This is a genomic window from Enterobacter sp. CM29 (assembly GCF_013179605.1).
GTDB classification, from domain to species: Bacteria; Pseudomonadota; Gammaproteobacteria; order Enterobacterales; family Enterobacteriaceae; genus Enterobacter; species Enterobacter intestinihominis.
This window is the reverse complement of the sequence record NZ_JABMCU010000034.1, coordinates 1-18,167: the sequence shown is the minus strand read 5'-3', so window position 1 is coordinate 18,167 and position 18,167 is coordinate 1. Positions and strand designations below refer to the sequence as shown.

The 18,167-nt window shown below is 54.9% G+C and carries 15 protein-coding genes; 13 read left to right on the top strand and 2 right to left on the bottom strand.

Annotation, left to right across the window (positions count from 1 at the left end; all coding sequences use genetic code 11):
* Nucleotides 1-368: 368 nt before the first annotated feature.
* Both yfbR and alaA read right to left on the bottom strand, forming a co-directional pair.
* On the bottom strand, nucleotides 369-968 hold the full coding sequence (gene yfbR, locus HP459_RS06710) for a 5'-deoxynucleotidase (protein WP_171936043.1): 600 nt from the start codon (nucleotides 966-968) through the stop codon (nucleotides 369-371).
* Between the two features lie 117 nt (nucleotides 969-1,085).
* Nucleotides 1,086-2,300, bottom strand: coding sequence for an alanine transaminase AlaA (gene alaA / locus HP459_RS06705; RefSeq protein WP_022648831.1), 1,215 nt, complete (start codon nucleotides 2,298-2,300; stop codon nucleotides 1,086-1,088).
* A 936-nt stretch (nucleotides 2,301-3,236) separates the two neighbouring features.
* On the opposite strand from alaA, the gene lrhA reads away from it, so the two are divergent.
* The 13 genes from lrhA to nuoM all read left to right on the top strand — a co-directional run.
* Nucleotides 3,237-4,175 carry a transcriptional regulator LrhA gene (lrhA, locus tag HP459_RS06700; RefSeq protein WP_171936042.1) on the top strand — a complete coding sequence of 313 codons (939 nt, stop codon included), beginning with the start codon at nucleotides 3,237-3,239 and terminating at the stop codon, nucleotides 4,173-4,175.
* A 631-nt stretch (nucleotides 4,176-4,806) separates the two neighbouring features.
* Entirely contained in the window at nucleotides 4,807-5,247 is a 441-nt protein-coding gene (gene nuoA, locus HP459_RS06695) for an NADH-quinone oxidoreductase subunit NuoA (RefSeq protein WP_003861475.1), read from the top strand.
* Nucleotides 5,248-5,262: 15 nt separating this feature from the next.
* Nucleotides 5,263-5,937 carry an NADH-quinone oxidoreductase subunit NuoB gene (nuoB, locus tag HP459_RS06690; RefSeq protein ID WP_003861482.1) on the top strand — a complete coding sequence of 225 codons (675 nt, stop codon included), beginning with the start codon at nucleotides 5,263-5,265 and terminating at the stop codon, nucleotides 5,935-5,937.
* 89 nt (nucleotides 5,938-6,026) lie between these two features.
* On the top strand, nucleotides 6,027-7,829 hold the full coding sequence (gene nuoC / locus HP459_RS06685) for an NADH-quinone oxidoreductase subunit C/D (RefSeq protein ID WP_003861484.1): 1,803 nt from the start codon (nucleotides 6,027-6,029) through the stop codon (nucleotides 7,827-7,829).
* Nucleotides 7,830-7,831: 2 nt separating this feature from the next.
* Nucleotides 7,832-8,332: an NADH-quinone oxidoreductase subunit NuoE gene (gene nuoE / locus HP459_RS06680; RefSeq protein ID WP_006176513.1), complete on the top strand. Its 501-nt coding sequence runs from the start codon at nucleotides 7,832-7,834 to the stop codon at nucleotides 8,330-8,332.
* A complete protein-coding gene (gene nuoF, locus HP459_RS06675; RefSeq protein WP_006811381.1) occupies nucleotides 8,329-9,666 on the top strand; it encodes an NADH-quinone oxidoreductase subunit NuoF in 1,338 nt (445 codons plus the stop codon). Before nuoE ends, nuoF begins: the two co-directional genes overlap by 4 nt.
* Nucleotides 9,667-9,720: 54 nt before the next feature.
* On the top strand, nucleotides 9,721-12,444 hold the full coding sequence (gene nuoG, locus HP459_RS06670) for an NADH-quinone oxidoreductase subunit NuoG (RefSeq protein ID WP_171936041.1): 2,724 nt from the start codon (nucleotides 9,721-9,723) through the stop codon (nucleotides 12,442-12,444).
* Nucleotides 12,441-13,418: an NADH-quinone oxidoreductase subunit NuoH gene (nuoH, locus tag HP459_RS06665; RefSeq protein ID WP_022648828.1), complete on the top strand. Its 978-nt coding sequence runs from the start codon at nucleotides 12,441-12,443 to the stop codon at nucleotides 13,416-13,418. Before nuoG ends, nuoH begins: the two co-directional genes overlap by 4 nt.
* A 14-nt stretch (nucleotides 13,419-13,432) precedes the next feature.
* The gene (gene nuoI / locus HP459_RS06660; RefSeq protein ID WP_003861491.1) at nucleotides 13,433-13,975 is read left to right on the top strand and encodes an NADH-quinone oxidoreductase subunit NuoI; all 543 of its coding nucleotides are present in this window, start codon (nucleotides 13,433-13,435) and stop codon (nucleotides 13,973-13,975) included.
* A gap of 10 nt (nucleotides 13,976-13,985) precedes the next feature.
* Complete coding sequence (nuoJ, locus tag HP459_RS06655; protein WP_006176507.1) at nucleotides 13,986-14,540, top strand: NADH-quinone oxidoreductase subunit J; 555 nt, start codon at nucleotides 13,986-13,988, stop codon at nucleotides 14,538-14,540.
* Entirely contained in the window at nucleotides 14,537-14,839 is a 303-nt protein-coding gene (gene nuoK / locus HP459_RS06650) for an NADH-quinone oxidoreductase subunit NuoK (RefSeq protein ID WP_006176506.1), read from the top strand. The genes nuoJ and nuoK overlap by 4 nt, the downstream gene beginning before the upstream one ends.
* Nucleotides 14,836-16,677, top strand: coding sequence for an NADH-quinone oxidoreductase subunit L (gene nuoL, locus HP459_RS06645; RefSeq protein ID WP_023300625.1), 1,842 nt, complete (start codon nucleotides 14,836-14,838; stop codon nucleotides 16,675-16,677). Before nuoK ends, nuoL begins: the two co-directional genes overlap by 4 nt.
* A 160-nt stretch (nucleotides 16,678-16,837) precedes the next feature.
* Nucleotides 16,838-18,167: NADH-quinone oxidoreductase subunit M (nuoM, locus tag HP459_RS06640; RefSeq protein WP_171936040.1), on the top strand; the 1,330-nt coding region annotated here is incomplete at its 3' end.

The window sequence follows — 18,167 nt, the reverse complement described above, 5'->3', positions numbered from 1 at the left end:
CAGCGACTTCGTGAAATTGGCGTGCCGTTCACCGTGCTGGTGATGCTGGTATGCGTGGTGCTGATTCCGGTGTTATTCCCGTTCTGAGAACATCGCCGGGTGGCGGCTACGCCTTACCCGGCCTACGTGATTCGTAGGCCCTGCAAGCGCAGCGCCGCTGGGCGAAAAACTACAGCGGTGAATCCTTGCTAATCTCATCCAGCGACTTCGTGAAATTGGCGTGCCGTTCACCGTGCTGGTGATGCTGGTATGCGTGGTGCTGATTCCGGTGTTATTCCCGTTCTGAGAACATTTCCGGGTGGCGGCTACGCCTTACCCGGCCTACGTGATCCGTAGGCCCTGCAAGCGCAGCGCCGCTGGGCGAAAAACTACAGCGGTGAATCCTGACTGATCTCATCCAGCGACAAATGGAAGCTCGGCACAAACACCTGCATAAAGTAATCCATCTCTTCGCTACGGCGGGAGTCGAGCGTTTTCTCCAGGCGCGTTTTCGCCAGCAGGAACTCGTTATTCCCCGCAGATAACTCTTCCAGACATTTCAGGTAGGCGCACAGCGCATCGGCCTGCTTAACCAGGGATTTCTCCTCTTCCGTATACTGATGCTCGTCGATCAGCGGCCCGAAGATATCACGCAGCTCATCAGGCACCATGTCGATCAGCTTCTGCTGGGCAATCTTCTCAATGGCCTTATATTCCTGGGCAATCTGCGAGTTGAAATATTTCACCGGCGTAGGCAGATCCCCGGTCAGCACTTCCGATGCATCGTGGTACAACGCCAGCAGGGCGATACGTTCGGCATTAACCTGCCCGTTGAATTTGCGGTTTTTAATTGCTGCCAGCGCATGAGCGACCATAGCAACCTGCAAACTGTGCTCAGACACATTTTCAATGCGCACGTTGCGCATCAGCGGCCAGCGGTTGATGAGTTTCAGGCGGGAGAGGTGGGCAAAGAAATGACTCTGACTCATAGGTTACCTTATGTCTTCACTGCGACGGACTTCATTGTGCGGGGAGGGGAGGGAAGATGCAAATTTGCAGATGTTACAGGCCGGGTAAGCGCAGCGCCACCCGGCGGAAAGTCAGCGTTACTGATGGTACCCCGAGAGGAATCGTCCGAAGCGGCTGATGGCCATTTCGAGATCGTCTTCGCGCGGCAGGGTTACAATACGCACGTGATCCGGCCACGGCCAGTTAAACGCCGTCCCCTGAACCAGCAGCACTTTTTCCTGCAACAGGAAGTCGAGCACCATTTTCTGGTCGTCGTGAATATTGAAGCGCTTCGCGTCGATTTTCGGGAACATATACAGCGCGCCGTTAGGCTTCACGCAGGAGACGCCCGGAATATCATTAATTAATTCCCATGCACGGTTGCGCTGTTCATAGAGGCGGCCGCCTGGAACGATAAACTCGCTGATGCTTTGATAGCCCCCGAGTGCTGTCTGGATCGCATGTTGCGCCGGTACGTTGGCGCACAGACGCATGGATGCCAGCATCTCCAGCCCTTCAATGTAGCCTTTCGCATGTTTTTTCGGACCGTTCAGTACCATCCAGCCCTGACGGAAACCTGCAACGCGGTAAGTTTTAGACAGTCCGTTAAAGGTGACCGTCAGCAGATCGGGCGCCAGCGCGGCGATAGAGTGGTGCTGCGCCGCGTCGTACAGGATCTTGTCGTAAATCTCGTCGGCAAAGATGATCAGGTTGTGCAGGCGGGCGATCTCGACGATCTCCATCAGCAGCTCTTTTGAATAGACCGCGCCCGTCGGGTTATTCGGGTTAATGATCACGATTCCCCGGGTGCGCGGTGTTATTTTGGCGCGAATGTCATCCAGATCCGGGAACCAGTCCGACGATTCATCGCAAAGATAGTGCACCGCTTTACCGCTGGAGAGAGATACCGCAGCCGTCCACAGCGGATAGTCTGGAGCGGGAACCAGCATTTCATCGCCGCTGTTCAGGAGCGCCTGCATCGCCTGAACGATCAGCTCCGAGACACCGTTGCCAATGTAGATATCTTCAACGGTGACGTCGCGCATACCGCGAGCCTGATAGTGCTGCATAATGGCTTTACGGGCGGAATAAAGCCCTTTTGAATCGCAGTAGCCTTGTGCAGTGGGCAGGTTACGGATCACATCCACCAGGATCTCATCCGGCGCTTCAAAACCAAATGGCGCGGGGTTGCCGATGTTGAGTTTCAGAACCTTATTGCCTTCCTCTTCAAGGCGTTTTGCCTCTTTGAGTACCGGGCCACGGATGTCGTAACAGACGTTGTCGAGCTTGCTGGATTTTTCGATAGGGGACATGAACCTTTAACCTTTTCGCTATTATTGCAACTTCCTGCCGTGGAAGCAGCACGGAACAATGTACTCCCACCGCGCTTCGTTTTGAAGGGCGCACAGAAGAAGATTTTGTCCAACCAGGCAGCACTGCTGTGATTGCTTAATCTAATGATGGAGTGATTTTGCGCCTGAAATTACCGTGAAAACGCTTAATGTTGGGTTTTTTATGCTGAAAGTTTCATATAAATATTAATATTATTCTGATTTAAATAAAAAGACGATCCGGGCTGAAGCGTTAGTCCCCCTGAGTGACCATTCGTAAAACCTGAATGCTGAGATACAGTTTGCTCTATTAGCAAAGCCAGGTTAAAAGTTACTCATGTGAAATTAATGTTAAGTGTTATTAATGAATGGCCTGAATCTAAATTAAACTTTATTTATTATTAACGACGAAAATGCAACTTTCGTTAATTTTAATAAAAAGAGTGTAGTTGCTTATCATTGGCGTTAAATCCGTTATATTGCAATAAGACTTATAAATATAGTGGATTTGGGTTAAGATGTGTTTTGGGAATGCAGCGTAGCGATAGGCCTGTTACGTATATCAGCTTCTGCCTTCCTGTATTAATCGATTGTTATTGCTAAAGTAATCTCTGGCTGATTGGGTAAGTCACATCTTGCTACGCTGGCAACGCTGCGATATAGATGGCAGAAAACATGTCTTACTCTTAATGGAATTTACATCTACCTTCAGATAACGAAATATCCTGAACGCAAGAGAATAAAAATAACGTCATGAAACGTGATTTCTGACTGTTGATATACCAAAGTACAATAACTATCTGTCAGGCAGTCTGCCGGGCCGGGACGCGAGGGAAACTCTTCAGAAGGAATTGCTTAACTGTTACACACAGCTTCAACCCGGGCAGCTCCGCACGAGCAACCTGAAAGTGAAAAGATATGATAAATGCAAATCGTCCGATAATGAATCTCGACCTCGATCTGCTGAGAACGTTTGTTGCGGTCGCCGATCTCAACACTTTTGCAGCAGCTGCTGCCGCCGTTTGCCGTACCCAGTCCGCCGTGAGTCAGCAAATGCAGCGGCTGGAACAACTGGTTGGTAAAGAGCTTTTTGCGCGTCATGGACGTAATAAGCTTTTAACAGAACATGGTATTCAGCTTCTGGGTTATGCCAGAAAGATACTGCGCTTTAATGATGAAGCCTGTATGTCATTAATGTTTAGCAACCTTCAGGGAGTGTTAACATTAGGGGCGTCAGATGAATCAGCAGATACCATTTTGCCCTTCCTTCTCAACCGAATTAGCTCGGTTTATCCGAAGCTTGCCCTGGACGTTAGCGTTAAACGCAATGCCTTCATGGTTGAGATGCTGAAAGAAAACGAGGTTGACCTGGTGGTCACCACGCATCGACCTGGCCAGTATGACTGCCTGACGCTGCGTACTTCTCCTACGCACTGGTACTGTGCCGCGGAGTACGTATTGCAAAAAGGTGAGCCAATACCCCTGGTCCTGCTGGACGATCCTAGTCCGTTCCGCGATATGGTGCTGACTGCGCTCAACGAAGCCAGTATTCCGTGGCGCCTGGCGTACGTTGCGTCAACGTTGCCTGCGGTACGAGCGGCAGTGAAGGCCGGACTTGGCGTAACAGCCCGTCCGGTGGAGATGATGAGCCCCGATCTGCGTGTGCTGGGTCAATCTGAGGGACTCCCGTCGTTGCCGGATACGGAGTACCTGCTGTGCCATAATTCCGCCAGCAATAACGAGCTAGCGAAAGTGGTATTCGAGGCAATGGAAAACTACCACAATCCATGGCAGTACGCGCCTGTTACTCCGGAAGGAGGGAATGACTCCCTGATTGTGGAAAGGGATTTTGAGTGATCATTCCCCCAAAATTCTCGTAACAAAATGTAAGTGCAAAAAAGAGCCACTCGCATGATTTTTTCCTGCGAGTGGTTTTTTTTGCTATTCATAACCGCGAACGGAGCAGGGTTAAAGCAAATACCGCTTATTTATCAATGCAGAAAATGCTTTTGGTTAAGTTATAAACGATACCTCTTCTAACTTGCCTAATACCCCGCCGATGTTAAAAAAACAGGAAATATGTTGCTGTTTTTTTGATTGAATTAACAAAAGCGTGTCTCAGATCAAGAAAATACTCCCATTTGGGGGGAGGAATCGTTGGCAAATCCTGTCAAAATAGGAGGGTTATTTTTTTTACTTCCAAAACGGACACGATTCAACAAGATGCATTTGACGTAAAGTCATGTACCCACCAGGGTTAAAGGGCACCAAATGTTAATGAGAATCGCACGTTGTAATTTAATGTGAAGAAACCTTTGTTAAAGTTGACAAAAGGTTATAGAAAGGAGTAAAAAACCCCATCATTTTGCTGTCTATGTCTCATTTCTGACAGTTAGTGTAAGGTTATTTTGTTCCTCCCCATGAATCGATGTGATGCCCATCTGCCAGCAAGAGCAGTGTCGTCGGTATCACTTTTGATGAGTAAGCAATGAGTATGTCAACATCCACAGAAGTCATCGCTCATCACTGGGCATTCGCAATCTTTCTTATTGTAGCCATTGGCCTGTGCTGCCTGATGTTAGTCGGCGGCTGGTTCCTGGGCGGTCGCGCCCGCGCAAGGCACAAGAACACACCTTTCGAATCAGGTATTGATTCAGTAGGTACCGCTCGCTTACGCCTGTCTGCCAAGTTCTACCTGGTAGCCATGTTCTTCGTCATTTTCGACGTGGAAGCGCTTTACCTCTTCGCGTGGTCTACCTCCATTCGCGAAAGTGGTTGGGTGGGCTTTGTCGAGGCCGCAATTTTCATTTTAGTGTTACTGGCCGGTCTGGTTTATCTGGTGCGTATTGGCGCGCTGGACTGGACACCTGTGCGTTCACGCCGTGAACACATCAACCCGGAAAACAGTATCTCTAATCGTCAGCAGTAACAGCGAGGCAATAAGATGGATTATACGCTCACCCGCATAGATCCTAACGGTGAGAATGACCGTTACCCCCTGCAAAAACAGGAGATCGTAACCGACCCCCTGGAGCAAGAAGTTAACAAAAGCGTGTACATGGGCAAACTCGAACATGCCATGCACGATATGGTCAACTGGGGTCGTAAGAACTCCATCTGGCCATACAACTTTGGCCTTTCTTGCTGCTACGTTGAAATGGTGACGTCATTCACTGCGGTGCATGACGTTGCGCGTTTTGGGGCCGAGGTACTGCGTGCTTCTCCACGTCAGGCTGACCTGATGGTGGTGGCCGGGACCTGCTTTACCAAGATGGCACCGGTTATTCAGCGTCTTTATGACCAGATGCTGGAGCCAAAATGGGTAATCTCCATGGGCGCATGTGCAAACTCCGGCGGTATGTACGACATTTATTCCGTTGTGCAGGGCGTTGATAAGTTCATTCCGGTGGATGTGTACATCCCGGGCTGCCCGCCGCGTCCAGAGGCCTATATGCAGGCGCTGATGCTGCTGCAGGAGTCAATCGGTAAAGAACGCCGTCCGCTCTCCTGGGTTGTTGGCGATCAAGGTGTCTATCGCGCGAACATGCAGTCTGAGCGCGAGCGTAAACGTGGCGAACGTATTGCCGTCACCAACCTGCGTACGCCTGACGAAATTTAATTTGCGCCTGTGGGCCTGGAGAACACCTTCGCATATCACTACTCAAATAGCGCGAAGCCAGGCTTAACAGTCACCACGGACCATTTGCAATGGTGAACAATATGACCGACTTAACCGCGCAAGAAGCCGCCTGGCAGACCCGGGATCATCTCGATGACCCCGTCATTGGCGAACTGCGCAACCGTTTTGGGCCGGATGCCTTTACTGTTCAGGCCACCCGCACCGGGGTACCCGTTGTTTGGGTGAAGCGTGAGCAATTACTGGAAGTTGTCGATTTCCTCAAGAAATTGCCAAAACCTTACGTCATGCTGTTTGACTTACACGGCATGGACGAACGTCTGAGAACGCACCGCCAGGGTCTCCCTGCTGCGGATTTTTCCGTTTTCTACCACCTGATCTCAATAGACCGCAACACGGATATCATGCTCAAGGTGGCATTGTCTGAAAACGACATGCATCTGCCGACGATCACCAAACTTTTCCCGAACGCTAACTGGTACGAGCGTGAAACCTGGGAAATGTTCGGCATGACCTTCGACGGCCACCCGCATCTGACGCGCATCATGATGCCGCAGACCTGGACTGGCCACCCGCTGCGTAAAGACTACCCGGCACGCGCCACCGAATTCGACCCGTTTGAGCTGACCAAAGCCAAGCAGGATCTGGAGATGGAAGCGCTGACCTTCAAGCCGGAAGACTGGGGCATGAAGCGCGGCACCGAAAACGAGGACTTCATGTTCCTTAACCTCGGTCCAAACCACCCGTCTGCGCACGGTGCATTCCGTATTATTCTTCAGCTTGACGGCGAAGAGATTGTCGACTGCGTGCCTGACATTGGCTACCACCACCGTGGTGCTGAGAAGATGGGCGAGCGTCAGTCCTGGCATAGCTACATTCCGTATACCGACCGTATCGAATACCTCGGCGGCTGCGTAAACGAGATGCCATACGTGCTGGCTGTTGAGAAACTGGCAGGCATCACCGTCCCGGATCGCGTTAACGTGATTCGCGTGATGCTGTCTGAACTGTTCCGTATTAACAGCCATCTGCTGTACATCTCCACGTTCATTCAGGACGTCGGCGCGATGACGCCGGTCTTCTTCGCCTTTACCGACCGTCAGAAAATTTACGATCTGGTGGAAGCGATTACCGGTTTCCGTATGCACCCAGCCTGGTTCCGCATCGGCGGCGTGGCGCACGATCTGCCGCGCGGCTGGGACCGCCTGCTGCGTGAATTCCTCGACTGGATGCCGAAACGTCTGGCGTCTTACGAGAAAGCCGCGCTGCGTAACTCCATCCTGAAAGGCCGCTCCCAAGGCGTTGCCGCCTACGGCGCGAAAGAGGCGCTGGAGTGGGGAACCACAGGTGCTGGCCTGCGCGCAACCGGTATTGATTTCGACGTGCGTAAAGCCCGTCCTTACTCTGGCTACGAGAACTTCGACTTTGAAGTCCCGGTTGGCGGCGGCGTTTCCGACTGCTACACCCGCGTGATGCTGAAAGTGGAAGAGCTGCGCCAGAGCCTGCGCATCCTTGAGCAGTGCCTCAACAACATGCCGGAAGGCCCGTTCAAGGCGGATCACCCGCTGACGACGCCGCCACCGAAAGAGCGCACGCTGCAACATATCGAAACCCTGATCACCCACTTCTTGCAGGTTTCCTGGGGCCCGGTCATGCCGGCACAAGAATCCTTCCAGATGATTGAAGCGACCAAGGGTATCAACAGTTACTACCTCACCAGCGACGGCAGCACCATGAGCTACCGTACCCGCGTGCGTACGCCAAGCTTTGCGCACCTGCAGCAGATCCCGGCCGCCATTCGCGGCAGTCTGGTCTCCGACCTGATTGTGTATCTGGGTAGTATCGATTTTGTTATGTCAGATGTGGACCGCTAATTATGCACGAGAATCAACAACCACAAACCGAGGCTTTTGAGCTGAGTGAAGCAGAGCGTGCCGCCATTGAGCACGAGATGCACCACTACGAAGACCCGCGTGCGGCGTCCATTGAAGCGCTGAAAATCGTACAGAAACAGCGTGGTTGGGTGCCGGATGGGGCGATCTATGAGATCGCAAAAGTGCTGGGCATTCCGGCAAGTGACGTAGAAGGCGTAGCCACGTTCTACAGCCAGATCTTCCGTCAGCCGGTCGGCCGCCATGTGATCCGCTACTGTGACAGTGTTGTCTGCCACATTACCGGTTATCAGGGCATTCAGGCTGCGATTGAGAAGAAACTTAATATTAAGCCGGGCCAGACGACGTTCGACGGACGCTTTACCCTGCTGCCAACCTGCTGCCTGGGTAACTGCGACAAGGGACCGACCATGATGATTGATGAGGACACTCACAGCCATCTGACGCCGGAAGCGATTCCTGACCTGCTGGAGCAGTACAAATGAAAACTGTAATTCGTACTGCTGAGACGCATCCGCTGACCTGGCGTCTGCGCGATGACAAACAGCCGGTCTGGCTCGACGAATATCAGAGCAAAAACGGCTATGCCGGTGCGCGTAAAGCCCTCGGCGGCATGGCGCCAGACGACATCGTTAATGCGGTAAAAGATTCTGGCCTGAAAGGGCGCGGCGGTGCGGGCTTCTCCACCGGTCTGAAGTGGAGCCTGATGCCGAAAGATGAATCCATGAACATCCGTTACCTGCTGTGTAACGCCGATGAAATGGAGCCGGGTACCTATAAAGACCGCCTGCTGATGGAACAGCTGCCGCACCTGCTGGTGGAAGGCATGCTGATCTCCGCGTTCGCGCTGAAAGCGTACCGTGGCTACATCTTCCTGCGCGGTGAATACATCGAAGCGGCTGAAAACCTGCGTCGCGCGATTGCCGAAGCCACTGAAGCCGGACTGCTGGGTAAAAACATCCTGGGCACCGGGTTTGACTTCGAGCTGTTCGTGCACACCGGTGCCGGGCGTTATATCTGCGGTGAAGAAACCGCGCTGATTAACTCCCTGGAAGGCCGCCGCGCGAACCCGCGCTCCAAGCCACCGTTCCCGGCAAGCTCCGGCGTGTGGGGTAAACCGACCTGTGTAAACAACGTCGAAACCCTGTGTAACGTTCCGGCTATCCTTGCGAACGGCGTGGAGTGGTATCAGGGCATCTCATCAAGTAAAGATGCCGGTACCAAGCTGATGGGCTTCTCAGGTCGCGTGAAGAATCCTGGCGTCTGGGAGCTGCCGTTCGGCACCACCGCACGTGAAATTCTTGAAGACTACGCCGGCGGCATGCGCGATGGCCTGAAATTCAAAGCCTGGCAGCCGGGTGGGGCAGGGACAGACTTCTTAACCGAAGCCCACCTTGACCTGCCAATGGAGTTCGAAAGCATTGGTAAAGCAGGCAGCCGTCTGGGTACCGCGCTGGCGATGGCCGTCGACCACGAGATCGGCATGGTATCCCTGGTGCGTAACCTGGAAGAGTTCTTCGCCCGCGAGTCCTGCGGCTGGTGTACACCATGCCGTGACGGTCTGCCGTGGAGCGTGAAGATCCTGCGCGCTATCGAACGTGGCGAAGGCCAGCCTGGCGATATCGAGACACTTGAGCAACTGTGTCGATTCTTAGGGCCAGGTAAAACCTTCTGTGCCCACGCACCGGGTGCCGTCGAGCCGCTGCAGAGCGCGATTAAATATTTCCGCGACGAATTCGAAGCAGGCATCAAGCAGCCGTTCAGCAATACCCATTCTATCAATGGTATTCAGCCGAACCTGCTGAAAGCACGCTGGTAAAAACAGAATTTTGATTAACGCTCGGTTTCGGCCGAGCCAACTGGAAGCATGCTAATGGCTACGATTCATGTAGACGGCAAAGAATACGAAGTCAACGGGGCGGACAACCTGCTGGAAGCTTGTCTGTCTCTTGGCCTCGATATTCCGTACTTTTGCTGGCATCCGGCGCTGGGCAGCGTCGGTGCTTGCCGCCAGTGTGCGGTGAAGCAATATCAAAACGCGGAAGACACGCGTGGTCGACTGGTGATGTCCTGTATGACGCCAGCCACCGAAGGCACTTTTATTTCGATTGATGACGAAGAAGCCAAACAGTTCCGCGAAAGCGTAGTGGAGTGGTTGATGACCAACCACCCACACGACTGTCCGGTGTGTGAGGAGGGTGGTAACTGCCACCTTCAGGATATGACCGTCATGACTGGTCACAGCTTCCGTCGCTATCGCTTTACCAAGCGTACCCACCGAAATCAGGATCTGGGGCCGTTCATCTCTCACGAAATGAACCGCTGCATCGCCTGCTACCGCTGCGTGCGTTACTACAAAGATTATGCAGACGGTCAGGATCTGGGCGTGTATGGCGCGCATGACAACGTTTACTTTGGTCGTCCGGAAGACGGTACGCTTGAAAGCGAATTCTCCGGTAACCTGGTAGAAATCTGCCCGACCGGCGTGTTCACGGATAAAACCCACTCCGAGCGTTACAACCGTAAATGGGACATGCAGTTTGCGCCAAGCATCTGCCAGCAGTGCTCCCTCGGCTGTAACACCAGCCCGGGTGAACGTTACGGTGAACTGCGTCGTATCGAAAACCGTTACAACGGTACCGTTAACCACTACTTCCTCTGCGATCGCGGTCGTTTTGGCTATGGTTATGTGAACCTGAAAGACCGTCCGCGTCAGCCGGTTCAGCGCCGTGGCGACGACGTCATTACCCTCAACGCTGAACAGGCGATGCAGGGCGCGGCAGATATTCTGCGTCAGTCGAAGAAAGTGATCGGCATCGGCTCCCCGCGCGCCAGCATCGAAAGCAACTTCGCGCTGCGCGAGCTGGTTGGGGCGGAAAACTTCTATACCGGTATCGCCCATGGCGAGCAGGAACGTCTGCAACTGGTGCTGAAAGTGCTGCGTGAAGGCGGTGTACATACGCCTGCGCTGCGCGAAATCGAATCCTATGATGCGGTTCTGGTGCTCGGGGAAGACCTGACGCAGACCGGCGCACGCGCGGCTCTGGCGGTTCGTCAGGCGGTGAAGGGTAAAGCACGTGAAATGGCAGCGGCGCAGAAAGTGGCTGACTGGCAGATTGCGGCGATCCTCAACATCGGCCAGCGCGCGAAGCATCCTCTGTTTGTGACTAACGTCGACAACACCCGTCTGGACGATATCGCCGCGTGGACCTACTGCGCACCGGTTGAAGATCAGGCGCGCCTCGGCTTTGCCATTGCCCACGCGCTGGACAGCAACTCGCCGGCCGTTGAACTGGATCGCGACCTGCAGAACAAGGTCGACGTGATTGCTCAGGCGCTGGCGGGGGCGAAGAAACCTCTGATTATTTCCGGTACCAACGCCGGTAGCGCTGAAATCATTCAGGCCGCAGCGAACGTTGCCAAAGCCCTGAAGGGCCGTGGCGCTGACGTCGGTGTGACCATGATTGCCCGTGCGGTGAACAGCATCGGACTGGGCATGATTGGCGGCGGCTCGCTGGAAGAAGCGTTAAGCGAACTGGAATCCGGTTCTGCTGATGCGGTGGTAGTGCTGGAAAATGACCTGCATCGCCACGCTTCCGCCGCTCGCGTTGACGCCGCGCTCTCCAAAGCACCGCTGGTGATGGTTATCGACCATCAGCGCACCGCGATCATGGACAAAGCACACCTGGTGCTCTCTGCTGCAAGCTTCGCAGAAAGCGACGGGACGGTGATCAACAACGAAGGCCGCGCACAGCGCTTCTTCCAGGTTTATGACCCGGCCTACTACGACAGCAACACCGTGATGCTGGAAAGCTGGCGCTGGCTGCACTCTCTGCACAGCACCGTGCAGAGCCGTGAAGTGGACTGGACGCAGCTCGACCACGTTATCGACGCGGTTGTTGAGAAACTGCCTCAGCTGGCGGGCATTAAAGACGCCGCGCCTGACGCAAGCTTCCGTATTCGCGGCCAGAAACTGGCGCGTGAGCCGCACCGCTACAGCGGTCGTACTGCGATGCGTGCCAATATCAGCGTGCACGAACCGCGTCAGCCGCAGGATAAAGACACCATGTTCGCCTTCTCGATGGAAGGGAACAACCAGCCGTCTGCGCCGCGTTCGCAAATCCCGTTTGCATGGGCACCGGGCTGGAACTCCCCACAGGCATGGAACAAATTCCAGGCTGAAGTGGGTGGTCATCTGCGCCACGGCGATCCGGGCGTGCGTCTGATTGAAGCCTCCGAAACCGGTCTGGACTTCTTCTCTACCGTTCCGGAACGTTTCCAGGCTCAGGAAGGCCACTGGCGTATTGCGCCGTACTACCATCTGTTCGGTAGCGACGAAATGTCCCAGCGTTCTCCGGTATTCCAGCAGCGTATGCCGCAGCCGTACATCAAGCTCAACCCGGCGGATGCCGCGAAGCTTGGCGTTAACGCGGGTGCGAACATTGCCTTTAGCTACGACGGCCAGACAATCAGCCTGCCGCTGATTATTTCTGAAAGCCTGTCAGCAGGGCAGGTGGGTCTGCCGATGGGTATGCCTGGCATCGCGCCGGTCCTGGCGGGTGCGCATCTTGATAACCTTCAGGAGGCAAAAGCATGAGTTGGTTAACGCCGGATCTTATCGACATCCTGCTGAGCATTCTGAAAGCGGTCGTCATTCTGCTGGTGGTCGTCACCTGCGGCGCGTTCATGAGCTTTGGTGAACGTCGTCTGCTCGGTCTGTTCCAGAACCGTTACGGACCGAACCGCGTGGGCTGGGGTGGTTCACTCCAGCTGGTGGCGGACATGATCAAGATGTTCTTTAAAGAGGACTGGGTTCCGCGCTTCTCGGACCGCGTGATCTTTACGCTGGCGCCGATGATCGCCTTTACCTCGCTGCTGCTGGCGTTTGCTATCGTTCCCGTCAGCCCGACCTGGGTGGTGGCTGACCTGAACATCGGCATTCTGTTCTTCCTGATGATGGCAGGCCTCGCGGTGTACGCGGTGCTGTTCGCAGGCTGGTCCAGTAACAACAAATACTCGCTGCTGGGTGCGATGCGTGCTTCCGCGCAGACGCTGAGCTACGAAGTGTTCCTGGGGCTCTCCCTGATGGGCGTGGTGGCGCAGGCCGGTTCATTCAACATGACCGACATCGTCAACAACCAGGCCGACATCTGGAACGTTATCCCGCAGTTCTTTGGTTTTGTGACCTTTGCTATCGCGGGCGTGGCGGTGTGTCACCGTCACCCGTTTGACCAGCCAGAAGCCGAACAGGAACTGGCCGACGGTTACCACATTGAATATTCCGGTATGAAATTCGGTCTGTTCTTCGTGGGCGAGTACATCGGTATCGTCACCATTTCCGCGTTGATGGTAACGCTGTTCTTTGGTGGCTGGCATGGCCCGTTCTTACCGCCGTTCATCTGGTTCGCGCTGAAAACCGCGTTCTTCATGATGATGTTCATTTTGATTCGTGCGTCCTTACCGCGTCCGCGTTATGACCAGGTAATGTCCTTCGGCTGGAAAGTGTGCCTGCCGCTGACGCTCGTCAACTTGTTGGTAACGGCGGCTGTCATTCTCTGGCAGCAGCCATAAGGGGCTTTGAGATCATGACCTTAAAAGAATTACTCGTAGGCTTTGGCACCCAGGTACGCAGTATCTGGATGATCGGCCTGCACGCGTTTGCCAAACGCGAAACCCGGATGTATCCGGAAGAGCCGGTATATCTGCCGCCGCGCTACCGTGGCCGTATCGTGCTGACGCGCGACCCGGACGGTTCCGAGCGCTGCGTAGCCTGTAACCTGTGTGCGGTAGCGTGTCCGGTAGGCTGTATCTCTCTGCAGAAAGCCGAGACGGTGGACGGCCGCTGGTACCCTGAGTTCTTCCGCATCAACTTCTCACGCTGCATTTTCTGCGGTCTGTGTGAAGAAGCGTGCCCAACCACGGCGATTCAGCTGACTCCAGACTTCGAGCTGGGTGAGTACAAGCGTCAGGACCTGGTGTACGAGAAAGAGGATCTGCTGATTTCCGGTCCGGGCAAATACCCGGAATATAACTTCTACCGGATGGCGGGTATGGCAATCGACGGCAAAGATAAGGGCGAAGCAGAGAACGAAGCTAAGCCTATCGACGTCAAGAGCCTGTTACCGTAAGGAGAGGGCAATGGAATTCGCTTTTTATATCTGTGGCCTTATCGCCATCCTGGCTACGCTGCGAGTGATCACGCACACCAATCCGGTGCATGCGTTGCTGTATTTAATCATTTCGCTGCTGGCTATTTCCGGGGTGTTCTTTGCGCTGGGCGCGCATTTTGCCGGTGCGCTGGAAATTATCGTCTACGCGGGTGCCATTATGGTGCTGTTCGTGTTCGTGGTGATGATGCTCAACCTGGGCGGCTCTGAAATTGAGCAGGAACGTCAATGGTTAAAACCGCAGGTGTGGATTGGCCCGGCAATTTTGTCGGCCATCATGCTGGTGGTGATTGTTTACGCTATTCTGGGCGTTAACGACCAGGGCATTGACGGCACGCCAATCAGCGCCAAGGCTGTTGGTATTGCGCTGTTTGGTCCGTACGTTCTGGCGGTTGAACTGGCCTCTATGCTGCTGCTGGCGGGCCTGGTTGTTGCCTTCCACGTCGGTCGCGAAGAACGTGTGGGTGAGGTGCTGAGCAACCGCACTGATGACCGTGCGAAAAGAAAAACGGAGGAGCGCGCATGATCCCCTTAACACATGGACTGATCCTCGCTGCGATTTTGTTCGTTCTGGGCTTAACCGGTCTGGTTATCCGCCGCAATCTGCTGTTTATGCTGATCGGTCTGGAAATCATGATCAACGCTTCCGCGCTGGCCTTTGTGGTCGCCGGTAGCTACTGGGGCCAGGCCGACGGTCAGGTGATGTACATTCTCGCCATCAGCCTCGCGGCTGCCGAAGCGAGTATTGGCCTGGCGCTGTTGCTGCAGCTCCATCGTCGCCGCCAGAACCTGAACATAGATTCAGTAAGTGAGTTGCGTGGATGAACATGCTTGCCTTAACCATTATTTTTCCGCTGATTGGCTTCGTGCTGCTGGCATTTTCTCGCGGCCGCTGGTCTGAGAATCTGTCTGCCACTGTGGGCATTGGCTCAATCGGTCTGGCTGCGCTGGTGACAGCGTATGCGGGTATCGATTTCTTTAACAATGGACGTCAGGCCTACAGCGTGCCGCTGTGGAACTGGATGTCGGTCGGTAACTTCAACATCGGTTTCAACCTGGTGCTGGATGGTCTGTCTCTGACCATGCTCTCCGTGGTCACCGGCGTGGGCTTCCTGATCCACATGTTCGCCTCCTGGTATATGCGCGGTGAAGAGGGATACTCCCGCTTCTTCGCCTACACCAACCTGTTTATCGCCAGCATGGTGGTTCTGGTGCTGGCCGATAACCTGCTGCTGATGTATCTGGGCTGGGAAGGCGTGGGTCTGTGCTCTTACCTGCTGATCGGTTTCTACTACACCGATCCGAAGAATGGCGCAGCGGCCATGAAAGCGTTCGTCGTGACCCGCGTGGGTGACGTCTTCCTCGCTTTCGCGCTGTTCATTCTCTACAACGAACTGGGCACGCTGAACTTCCGCGAAATGGTGGAACTGGCGCCAGCGCACTTCGAAGCAGGCAACAACATGCTGTGGTGGGCAACGCTGATGCTGCTGGGTGGTGCTGTGGGTAAATCCGCACAGCTGCCGTTGCAGACATGGCTTGCCGACGCGATGGCGGGTCCAACCCCTGTCTCCGCGCTGATCCACGCTGCGACCATGGTCACCGCCGGTGTCTACCTGATTGCGCGTACCCATGGCCTGTTCCTGATGACCCCGGAAATTCTGCATCTGGTGGGTATCGTCGGTGCGGTTACGCTGGTGCTGGCAGGCTTTGCCGCACTGGTGCAGACCGACATCAAACGCGTTCTCGCGTACTCCACCATGAGCCAGATTGGTTACATGTTCCTGGCGCTGGGCGTTCAGGCGTGGGACGCAGCCATTTTCCACCTGATGACGCACGCGTTCTTTAAAGCGCTGCTGTTCCTCTCATCCGGTTCGGTGATCCTGGCCTGCCACCACGAGCAGAATATCTTCAAAATGGGCGGACTGCGTAAGTCCATCCCGCTGGTCTATATCTGCTTCCTGGTAGGCGGCGCGGCGCTGGCGGCACTGCCGCTGATTACCGCAGGCTTCTTCAGTAAGGATGAAATCCTGGCGGGCGCCATGGCGAATGGTCATATCAATCTGATGGTTGCGGGTCTGGTCGGTGCGTTTATGACTTCCCTGTACACCTTCCGTATGATTTTCATCGTCTTCCACGGTAAAGAACAAATTCACGCCCACGCAGGGAAGGGGATTACCCACCACCTGCCGCTGATTGTGCTGCTGGTACTCTCCACCTTCGTTGGCGCGATGATTGTGCCACCGTTGCAGGGCGTACTGCCGGCAACAACCGAGCTTGAGCACGGTCGCGTTCTGACGCTTGAAATCACCTCCGGCGTTGTGGCTATCGCGGGCATCCTGATTGCCGCATGGCTGTGGCTGGGCAAACGCACGCTGGTGACTGCCGTTGCCAACAGCGCGCCGGGCCGTCTGCTGGGCACCTGGTGGTACAACGCATGGGGCTTCGACTGGCTGTACGACATGATCTTCGTGAAGCCGTTCCTGGGCATTGCGTGGCTGTTGAAGCGCGATCCGCTGAACAGCCTGATGAATATCCCGGCGATCCTCTCTCGCTTTGCAGGTAAAGGCCTGCTGTACAGCGAGAACGGCTATCTGCGCTGGTATGTGGCATCCATGAGCATCGGTGCGGTTGTCGTGCTGGCGCTGCTGATGGTGTTGCGATAGTGGTTTTTGCCCGGTGGCGCTGCGCTTACCGGGCCTACGAGACCGTAGGTCGGGTAAGCGTGAGCGTCACCCGACACCACAAACCGCACTAACACGTGAATTTTGTCGAATTCGTTGAAAATCGGTCCCTGAGGGACTTTAACAAGGAATAAAAATCGCCATGTTATTACCCTGGCTAATATTAATTCCCTTCATCGGCGGCTTCCTGTGCTGGCAGACTGAACGCTTTGGCGTGAAGATGCCGCGCTGGATCGCGCTGATCACCATGGGATTGACGCTCGCGCTTGGCCTGCAACTGTGGTTGCAGGGTGGCTACTCATTGACCCAGTCTGCGGGCCTTCCGCAGTGGCAGTCTGAGTTCATTCTGCCGTGGATCCCACGTTTCGGTATCACGATCCACCTTGCGATTGACGGTCTGTCGCTGCTGATGGTCGTGCTGACCGGTCTGCTCGGCGTTCTGGCGGTACTCTGCTCCTGGCGAGAAATCGAAAAATACCAGGGCTTCTTCCACCTGAACCTGATGTGGATCCTGGGCGGCGTTATCGGCGTGTTCCTGGCCATCGACATGTTCCTGTTCTTCTTCTTCTGGGAGATGATGCTGGTGCCGATGTACTTCCTGATCGCGCTGTGGGGCCACAAGGCATCCGACGGTAAAACGCGTATCACGGCGGCCACCAAGTTCTTCATCTACACCCAGGCGAGCGGTCTGGTGATGTTGATTGCCATCCTGGCGCTGGTGTTTGTGCATTACAACGCCACCGGCGTCTGGACCTTCAACTATGAAGATCTGCTGAAGACCCCGATGTCCCACGGCGTGGAATACCTGCTGATGCTCGGCTTCTTCATCGCCTTCGCGGTGAAAATGCCGGTGGTTCCGCTGCACGGCTGGCTGCCGGACGCGCACTCTCAGGCGCCAACGGCGGGTTCCGTTGACCTGGCGGGTATCTTGCTGAAAACGGCGGCCTACGGTCTGCTGCGTTTCTCCCTGCCGCTGTTCCCGAACGCCTCCGCAGAGTTTGCGCCGATTGCCATGTGGCTTGGCGTGATCGGTATCTTCTACGGTGCATGGATGGCCTTCACGCAGTACGACATCAAACGTCTGATTGCTTACACCTCCGTTTCCCACATGGGCTTCGTACTGATTGCCATCTACACCGGTAGCCAGCTGGCGTACCAGGGCGCGGTGATCCAGATGATTGCGCACGGCCTGTCCGCTGCCGGTCTCTTCATCCTGTGTGGTCAGCTGTACGAACGTCTGCATACCCGCGACATGCGTATGATGGGCGGCCTGTGGGGCAAAATGAAATGGCTGCCTGCACTCTCCATGTTCTTCGCGGTTGCCACCCTGGGTATGCCAGGTACCGGTAACTTCGTTGGCGAATTTATGATTCTGTTCGGCAGCTTCAAAGTGGTTCCGATGATTACCGTCATCTCCACCTTTGGTCTGGTGTTCGCCTCCGTGTACTCGCTGGCGATGCTGCACCGCGCCT

Excerpts from the sequence above, each read along its gene's own strand:
- lrhA (WP_171936042.1), top strand. The coding sequence starts at position 3,237 with ATGATAAATGCAAATCGTCCGATAATGAATCTCGACCTCGATCTGCTG.
- nuoG (WP_171936041.1), top strand. The coding sequence starts at position 9,721 with ATGGCTACGATTCATGTAGACGGCAAAGAATACGAAGTCAACGGGGCG.
- nuoA (WP_003861475.1), top strand. The coding sequence starts at position 4,807 with ATGAGTATGTCAACATCCACAGAAGTCATCGCTCATCACTGGGCATTC.
- yfbR (WP_171936043.1), bottom strand. The coding sequence starts at position 968 with ATGAGTCAGAGTCATTTCTTTGCCCACCTCTCCCGCCTGAAACTCATC.
- nuoB (WP_003861482.1), top strand. The coding sequence starts at position 5,263 with ATGGATTATACGCTCACCCGCATAGATCCTAACGGTGAGAATGACCGT.
- nuoE (WP_006176513.1), top strand. The coding sequence starts at position 7,832 with ATGCACGAGAATCAACAACCACAAACCGAGGCTTTTGAGCTGAGTGAA.
- nuoI (WP_003861491.1), top strand. The coding sequence starts at position 13,433 with ATGACCTTAAAAGAATTACTCGTAGGCTTTGGCACCCAGGTACGCAGT.
- nuoC (WP_003861484.1), top strand. The coding sequence starts at position 6,027 with ATGGTGAACAATATGACCGACTTAACCGCGCAAGAAGCCGCCTGGCAG.
- nuoH (WP_022648828.1), top strand. The coding sequence starts at position 12,441 with ATGAGTTGGTTAACGCCGGATCTTATCGACATCCTGCTGAGCATTCTG.
- alaA (WP_022648831.1), bottom strand. The coding sequence starts at position 2,300 with ATGTCCCCTATCGAAAAATCCAGCAAGCTCGACAACGTCTGTTACGAC.
- nuoK (WP_006176506.1), top strand. The coding sequence starts at position 14,537 with ATGATCCCCTTAACACATGGACTGATCCTCGCTGCGATTTTGTTCGTT.
- nuoL (WP_023300625.1), top strand. The coding sequence starts at position 14,836 with ATGAACATGCTTGCCTTAACCATTATTTTTCCGCTGATTGGCTTCGTG.
- nuoF (WP_006811381.1), top strand. The coding sequence starts at position 8,329 with ATGAAAACTGTAATTCGTACTGCTGAGACGCATCCGCTGACCTGGCGT.
- nuoJ (WP_006176507.1), top strand. The coding sequence starts at position 13,986 with ATGGAATTCGCTTTTTATATCTGTGGCCTTATCGCCATCCTGGCTACG.